7 protein-coding genes are annotated in these 6,980 nt (G+C 69.4%); 6 read left to right on the forward strand and 1 reads right to left on the reverse strand.

Features of this window, described 5'->3' with window-relative positions; genetic code table 11:
- Window positions 1–15 precede the first annotated feature (15 nt).
- The 3 genes from RM590_RS34090 to RM590_RS34100 are packed head-to-tail and all read left to right on the forward strand — an operon-like array spanning window position 16 to window position 2,803.
- Window positions 16–561: a hypothetical protein gene (locus RM590_RS34090; RefSeq protein WP_311708686.1), complete on the forward strand. Its 546-nt coding sequence runs from the start codon at window positions 16–18 to the stop codon at window positions 559–561.
- On the forward strand, window positions 558–2,219 hold the full coding sequence (locus tag RM590_RS34095) for a helix-turn-helix domain-containing protein (RefSeq protein ID WP_311708687.1): 1,662 nt from the start codon (window positions 558–560) through the stop codon (window positions 2,217–2,219). The genes RM590_RS34090 and RM590_RS34095 overlap by 4 nt, the downstream gene beginning before the upstream one ends.
- Complete coding sequence (locus tag RM590_RS34100; RefSeq protein WP_311708688.1) at window positions 2,219–2,803, forward strand: transcriptional regulator; 585 nt, start codon at window positions 2,219–2,221, stop codon at window positions 2,801–2,803. Before RM590_RS34095 ends, RM590_RS34100 begins: the two co-directional genes overlap by 1 nt.
- Before the next feature lie 944 nt (window positions 2,804–3,747).
- Here the strand turns inward: RM590_RS34100 and RM590_RS34105 are convergent.
- The gene (locus RM590_RS34105) at window positions 3,748–3,954 is read right to left on the reverse strand and encodes a hypothetical protein (protein ID WP_311708689.1); all 207 of its coding nucleotides are present in this window, start codon (window positions 3,952–3,954) and stop codon (window positions 3,748–3,750) included.
- A gap of 240 nt (window positions 3,955–4,194) precedes the next feature.
- Between RM590_RS34105 and RM590_RS34110 the strand changes: the two genes are divergently transcribed.
- From RM590_RS34110 to RM590_RS34120, 3 genes are all read left to right on the forward strand, one after another.
- Window positions 4,195–4,860, forward strand: a complete 666-nt coding sequence (locus tag RM590_RS34110; protein WP_311708690.1) for a hypothetical protein — start codon at window positions 4,195–4,197, stop codon at window positions 4,858–4,860.
- A gap of 584 nt (window positions 4,861–5,444) precedes the next feature.
- Entirely contained in the window at window positions 5,445–5,984 is a 540-nt protein-coding gene (locus RM590_RS34115) for a hypothetical protein (protein WP_311708691.1), read from the forward strand.
- Between the two features lie 330 nt (window positions 5,985–6,314).
- Window positions 6,315–6,917, forward strand: a complete 603-nt coding sequence (locus tag RM590_RS34120) for a hypothetical protein (protein ID WP_311708692.1) — start codon at window positions 6,315–6,317, stop codon at window positions 6,915–6,917.
- Window positions 6,918–6,980 lie beyond the last annotated feature (63 nt).

Genomic DNA, 6,980 nt, shown 5'->3' on the forward strand with positions numbered 1-6,980 from the left:
GACGCCGTGCCGCCAGTGGCGTCGGACGCGGGCAACATTGAGAAGACGTCCGGGGTCCTGCTGCTGCTGGACATCGGACGGGAGCGCCCCGAGTTCGCCGTGTGGGGCCAGACGCTGGTCGATCAGGGCCGGATCATCACCGGGATGCGGGACGCTGGATGGACCCGGGCACAGATCATGCAGATCGTCACCGGCCAGCCCCTGCCGAAGGAGATCCACACCAGCGTGGGCGCGATCATCGCCGGGCGTCTGAAGGCGGCGGCGAAGGTCGGCCCGCCCGGAGGCTGGCGCCCGTTTATCCCGCCGCAGGACCTCGGCCTGACGGGCGTGCCGCCGGTGGTCGAGCCGGAAGCGCCGCCGCAGGCCCCGGCCACGGAACTGCCGCACCTGACCGAGTCGGAGACGGACCCGTGCCCGGGATGGGACGGTGCCCCATGCGGCCGAGCCATCGATGCAGTCGCCGACCACGGGCTGTGTGGCCAGTGTGCGATCAGTGCCCATCTGCACCGCCCGGAGCGCCTGGTGGCAGGCGCCGCGACACGGCGGGGGAGCAAGTCATGACCAAGGCAACGGGAGAGCGATCGATGCCCGAGCACGGCCAGGAGCAGTTGTTCGCCGCGGTCGACGCGTTGCTGGCCCAGCCGCGTGATCTGCCCGAGCCCGCCGAACGGGTGCGTCTGCGCGAGGCCGCGCATCTGTCCCGTCCGGAGGTCGCCGGCGCACTGGGCGTCACTCCCGGCACGGTGGCCGGGTGGGAGTCGGGCCGGTCGGAGCCGCAGGGGGCGCTGCGTGCGGCGTATGCGCGTCTGTTGGAGGGGCTGGCCGTCCGCTACCCGGCCCCGGCGCCGGAGCAGCCTGCCCCGGCCGCTGAGCGGCCCGTACAGGCGTCCGAGGCCGCGCGGGTGGCGCCCGGGCCCGGCGTTCCCGTCCCGGGCCCGCACAGCGCCGCTGACGGGCCGTCTGGACCGGTCACAGCCGCGCCGGTTGCCCCGCCGACCGCTGTTCCGCCGCTGGTGGTGGAGCCGGACCGGGAGCGCGGGGAGTTGGTGACGGGCCCGGCGGAGCCGTGTGTGCTGTGCGGGCGGCCGACTCCGTATCGCGGTGGTGGTCGGCCGCAGCACATGGGCGGGCTGTGTCTGACCGGGATGGGCACCCCGCCTACCGAGCTCCTGGACGCCGGTGTCCAGGAGTCGTCCGCCGCCGCGGCCCCGGTCCCGGTCGCGCGTTCCGTGCCGTCCGTGCCGGTGCCGGCGCGTGCGGAGCGGCCGAGGGAGGACAGCGGCGGCCTGATTGCGCGGAACGTGGCCAAGGCCTTGGAGGACAACGGCGGGGACGTCGAGGCGGCTCTCGCGGTGCTGGTCAGGCGGGCGGTCCCGGACGGCATGGCTCTGCTGAACTCCACCCGCGTCGGCTCGACTTACGACTTCACGAACTACATCAACACCGATGACGTCCCGGTGCTGAAGAAGCCGTCGAGGGACGGGGCCGACGCCATCTGGGAGGGCCGCCCGAAGTGGCGCAACCGCCGCGTCGAGTCCGGTCCGGCCCGCACTGTCACCGCGCTGGATGTCAACGGCGCCTACCTCTCGGCGCTGAAGACCCACCTGCCGATCGGCGCGCCGCGCCACTGCGCCACGGGCGAGTACGACCGCAAGCGGTCGGGGGTCTATCTGATCACGCCGCCGGAGTGGGCCCACGAGGACCTGCCCAGCCCGCTCGGCAACCGCGAGGAGCCGGGCCCGTTGTGGGTCACCGACCCGACGCTGCGTCTGCTGATCCGGCTGTCCGGCCCGAAGGTGGGGCTGTGCGCGCCGCCGGTGATCCACGAGTCCTGGACGAGCGGTTCGTCGGAGGCGCTGCTGGAGCGGTTCCGCCGCGAGATGGCCGCAGCGCGCGAGGCCGCGATCGAGAGCGGCGACACCGTCACCCTTGAGTACGTCAAGGCGATGTACTCCAAGTTCGTGTCCACGATCGGGGAGTCGTCGGCGAACCGGGAGATGCGGCGGCCGGACTGGATGCACATCATCCGCTCCCAGGCGTTCGCGAATCTGTGGCTGAAGGCGTGGAAGGCGCACCAGGCCGGGCTGACGCTGGTGCGGATGATGGGCACCGACGAGCTCCACGTCACCGGCGGCGACTGGCGCGCGGTGTTCACCGAGGGCCGGAAGCTCACCGAGGTGAAGCTCAAGAACGAATACACGATCGGGAGCGGTAACTGATGGCCGGACGCTGGAATAACTTCGGCTTCTACGGCGCCCGAGGCGTGCCCGGCTGGGTGGCGCTGGGACGGGAGATGGACCGCCAGGTCACCGGAATCAAGTCCCCGGTCGACTCGGCACGCGGCCTGGCCGCCCGCCTGCGATACCTCACCCGGTCCCCGGCCGGAATGGAATCCATGCGCCGTGCGGGGATTACGGCCCGGCAGCGCACCATCGACGCGTGGGTGGAGAAAAAGCAGAAGCCGCGCCGCGCGAACCTCCAGAAAATCGACGCGGCCTATTGGGATCTGCGCCGCCGGAACCTCGGCGTCGAATGGGCACGCCGTCTCGCCGAACGCGGGACCCGGATCGAGATCCACCCGGTCGACCAATCCCAGGTCCAGGCGCAGAACCCGACGCGCGTCCGGGACATCCCCGTGCGGCGAATGACGGTCCGCGGTCACCGGATCTGGGACGACATCATCCAGGCGTGGATCGACGAGGACGGCGAGATGCTCGACATCGCCTGGGACGAGATCATCACCGACATCGGCAGCGACTACGACGCCTACTCCCACGTTGCCTCGATCGGCTTCGGCATCTGACCGGCTCTCGACCGGCACCCCGGCCCCGGCAAGCCTCGCGCCGGGGCCGGGGTGTTCCCCGTCGCCTTTTCGCCTCACCCTGGAGGCTTCCTTCGTGGCTGCCCGTTAGACGGGTAGCCCCAGCGGCCCGACAGCGCCCAGGTGGCGGGCGAGATCGGCCCTTCCTGTGTGTACCCGGACTCGGGTACGCCCGAGGAGTGCAGCCTGACCGCTGCTGCGGTGAAGCGCGAGCTTCTGTTCACCAAGCGGTAGTTGTCCTGCTTAAGATCGCGCAAGTGCGCGACTTCGGGCGCCAGAACACGAATGAAGTTCAACTCGGTGAGGCGGATGCTCCTCGGCGGTGAGTTCGGCGAGGGGGCGCGAGGGTGTTCTCTTCGCGTCTGTCGTGCGCGGAATGCGCAGGTGGCGGCCTGCTGGGTACCTCGCTGTTCGCGGTCTGGGCCGACCGGAGGATCGCCTGCCCTCATGGCTGCGGATGAGTTGGCAGGGCCGCGTACGTCACTGGAGGGGTGTGGTGCTCATCACTGCCCGATGGGTTCTGGGCTATGGACGGGCTGGGATGAAGTGAGAAGTAGCGAGATCTGGTGAGCAGAATTGGGAAATCCCGATCCGCGCGGCTGAGTTCGGGCGCGGATGGTTGGCGGCAGCCCCTCATACACTCTCTTCACGACGGAGGGAGCCGCACAAACCCCGGTTCCTAGGCCACTCGGGTTCGTGGGCTCCCCTTCGTCGTGCCCGTCAATCGGAGAACAGAGAGGACGAGGACACGGAATGCATGGTAGGCCCAGATTAGATCTGCGCGAGCGGTGCGGACGTGTGGTGCGCCGGACTGGGCGGTGGGTGGCACGCCGTCGCGAGGTCGCGGCGCATGAGTTCCTGCGGGGTGCGAGTTACGCGGCTGGCACGGCCGTGGTCGGTCTGCTGGCGGTGTGGATCCAGACCCGCTAGGTCACTGGTCGGGAGCGCTCGAACGCGGGCCTGATCGGCAAGACCGCCTCGGTCCCCGGCATATCCGTCGTGCCGGAGGCCGAGGCGCCCTTCATCAGGCGGCTGTGGATGTTTTCGTCGGCGGTGCGCCGTGCCATCGAAATCTGACCGCCCTTGGTGCCCCGGCACGGTTTGTGTGCCGGGGCGCGTGGCTGCTGGTTCACGCCCTCAGTTTTCGGCTGATTGCCATACCTGTCACGGGAGTTGGCATTCCCGGCGTGCATGGCGTCGGTACGGTGCCCGGGGGGAGGAGTTCGCGGCCTGGGCACCGGTACTGACGGGCCTGGCCCTGGCCGCATTCCGGTTCCGGGCGGCCCGGCGGGCATACCCGGCGAGGCGCCCGGCTTGCCCCGGGGGCGCCGCGGTGCCCGCGTCCATCACGAGCACGACGAAAGGGGATGTCCATGAGTACCCGCGCACTCACCTATGGCCCGGTCCAGTTCCCGAACCGGCTGGGGATCGAGCAGTTCCAGTTCGACCGGGCGCTGCGTCTGGGCCTGGTCCCGGGGGCCGATCTGGCCGGCGGCCGGTGGTCCGCCGGCGTTTTCGAGGCCGCGCGGCAGCGGCGTGAGGAGATCCTCGCCCGGGTGGGTGACCAGCCCGATCTCGGCGCGGTCCGCTCGGCTGAGGTCCTTCAGGAGCGTCTCGGCCGTCCTGTCAGCTCGGATGCCGTCTCAGAGCTCGGCCGTGCCGAGGCCCTCCCGATTGTCGGTGAGTACAAGGGGCGGCCGTTGTACTGCGGCCTCGCCGTCGACGAGTTCGAGGACCTGGCGGCGTTGGAACGGGCCGAGCGCGACGGCCGGCTCCTCACCCGCGACCAGGCCGCCGTCCACCTCCGCATCCGGCCCGTCGACGTCGACCATCTGATCCGCACCGGTCTCCTGCGCCCCGTCGAGAGGGTCCGCGGCCGGTTCCGCACGTGGGTGTCGCTCTACCGCGCCGGCGACCTGACCGTTCTGCCCGGGTGGCTCGCCGAGGCGGGCCTCGACTGGGAGGCCGTCCGTGCCACCCCGCCGGGGCAGCCGTCGCCGCTGGCCGACCTGCCCTCCGAGGCGGACCTGCTCACGTGACGCTGGTCAACCATCTGCGTGTTCTCCGGCGGCCCGGGACGGCGTGCAGGCCGGGCCGCCGACCGCGTGTGGGCCTGCTATGGCCTCTGACCTGCACGTCAACCGCTCTTGTGGGGCGGGCGTCAAGCCTCCGGTGGCGAGCTTTCGCGGCCCTTCCAGAACCACGTCCGGTTCCACGTCCGAAACCACGTCCGGCTACCGCTGGGAACGGCACCCTGTTTGTGCAGGTCAGCGGCTAGACCGTGGGGTTTTCGGGAGCCTGACACCCCTTTGCGAGCCTGTGGTGGTCGGGTCGCGCCAGGGTGGGGGGGCGCCGGATGGGGCGCCGGGTTCGGAGGGCTGGGCGGCTGGTCAACCACCTCGGGTCCAAGACGCCGGCCCTTCCGTCTCCCCTACCCTCTCCCCTTCCGTCTCCCCTTCCCCCTGAGCCGGGCCACAGCGGGCCGTCACCGCAGGTGAACCCCCTTGACCAGCAGCCCGCGGAAACGCCGACACCCCTTTTGTGAGGCCGTTGTTCGGCGTCACGCCGGGGTGGGGCGGGCGGCAGGTCCGGCCCGTCGGAGGGCGGGCGTAGCGTCGGCCTGGTGGAGAGCGGCGACATCCTCGGTGAGCAACTGCCCGCGGCTGACGGGCCGCAGGTGAAGCTGGTGCTGCCGGACGGGCAGGAGCTGTACGCGGTGGTGCGGCGCCGGCGGCTGGAGCCGGGCCCGGGTGACGGCGGCTGGTGGTATCTGGTGTCCGTGCCGCTGTGGGGCGCTGCGCGGCTGTCAGACGGCCGTGTGCTGGCCGAGCCGGTACCGGTGGAGGTCTGGGCCCCGGCCCACGTCTGCACGCCCCTGGCAGGCCAGGACTACGGCGAGGTGCCCACCGACCGACCCGACCGAACCCCGCGGTGGCTCCTCGAGGAAGCCACCGTCGGCGGCGAGGGCAACGACGTCCTGGTGGTGCATCGCGGGGACTGCGCCGCCCCGGCCGGCACCACCCGGGCCGCGGCGGCCGAGGCGGTGCGCCGGGCCGCGGCGCCGTGCCGTGCTCGGCGTGCCGGCCGCCTGCCCCGGGTGGGTGAGTTCTGGCGAACTGCCGGTGGGGCCGACGGCTGCGGGCGAAGATGCAGGTATGGCTGAGGAGTTGACCGTGCGGGCGGAGGACGACACCGACTGGCACGTGTTTATCGACGATCCGGACCAGGGGCCCGCTGGGCTACTGCACCGACACCGGACCCGACGAGCCATTCGACCCGGAAGCAGCGACCCGGGCCCTGGCGAAAAGCGAATGGGAGGTGACCGACCAGTGGACGCAGGCGCCACCAGAAGCGGACCAAGCATTCGCCGCCACTGTCATTCCGCTAGTCGAGGAAAAATGAGCGCGGAGAAAAGGGGAGAACACGGAAGCGTGCATAGAATCAGGCAGCGGGCAGTTATCCGCGCTCCGCTAGCGGCAGGGATTGTACCGGGATGATCTGGGTGGGCGTCGTTGGGGCGATACTAGCCTATGTGATCTTCGGTCTTGCAGGAGTTACTTCCTACATCCTCGTCATCTCTGGATTCGGCGCCGCATTTCTTCTTTGGATATTGGCTCGAATTGCTGTCGGGGTTGTTAGTTATATTCGTGAGGTTGCGATTCCTGAACGCAGGCGGGCCAAGGTTACCCTAGCCCACAATAGTCACAGCCAAGAAAGGGTCACCATACTCTCGGTGATAAGCGTTCGCCTGCTCGATGCGGGATTGATCTACGGCAAAGGTGACAATCAGCCGAGTAGCGCCGAATTTGACGCTGACGGGAAAACGCCAGACGAGATTAATTCGCTCTTCGGTGAGTCCCTCCATGCAGTGATTGCCCCCGGCGAGGTGGAGCTGTGGAAGCAACAAGGCTCCTCGTACGTGGTTGCCTTAGCATTCGACAAGCGGCACATCAGTAAGATCCGCAGAATTGACGACCATCCGGGTCGCCTAGTTCTATGTCCGCCCCCAAAGGACGGCCCACAGGCAGGGGAAAATATCATGGAGCTGCGATTTACTAATGACTCCTACATCCGACTAATTATGGTAAATAAATGAGGGCCGTATTCCACGGGGGCCCTTCCCAGAATGGATTAGACCTCTCGCTATCGACCCCGCTGC

Source organism: Streptomyces litchfieldiae (genome assembly GCF_031845365.1).
In the GTDB taxonomy this organism is placed as follows: Bacteria; Actinomycetota; Actinomycetes; order Streptomycetales; family Streptomycetaceae; genus Streptomyces; species Streptomyces litchfieldiae.

Excerpts from the sequence above, each read along its gene's own strand:
- RM590_RS34100 (WP_311708688.1), top strand. The coding sequence starts at position 2,219 with ATGGCCGGACGCTGGAATAACTTCGGCTTCTACGGCGCCCGAGGCGTG.
- RM590_RS34120 (WP_311708692.1), top strand. The coding sequence starts at position 6,315 with ATGATCTGGGTGGGCGTCGTTGGGGCGATACTAGCCTATGTGATCTTC.
- RM590_RS34110 (WP_311708690.1), top strand. The coding sequence starts at position 4,195 with ATGAGTACCCGCGCACTCACCTATGGCCCGGTCCAGTTCCCGAACCGG.
- RM590_RS34095 (WP_311708687.1), top strand. The coding sequence starts at position 558 with ATGACCAAGGCAACGGGAGAGCGATCGATGCCCGAGCACGGCCAGGAG.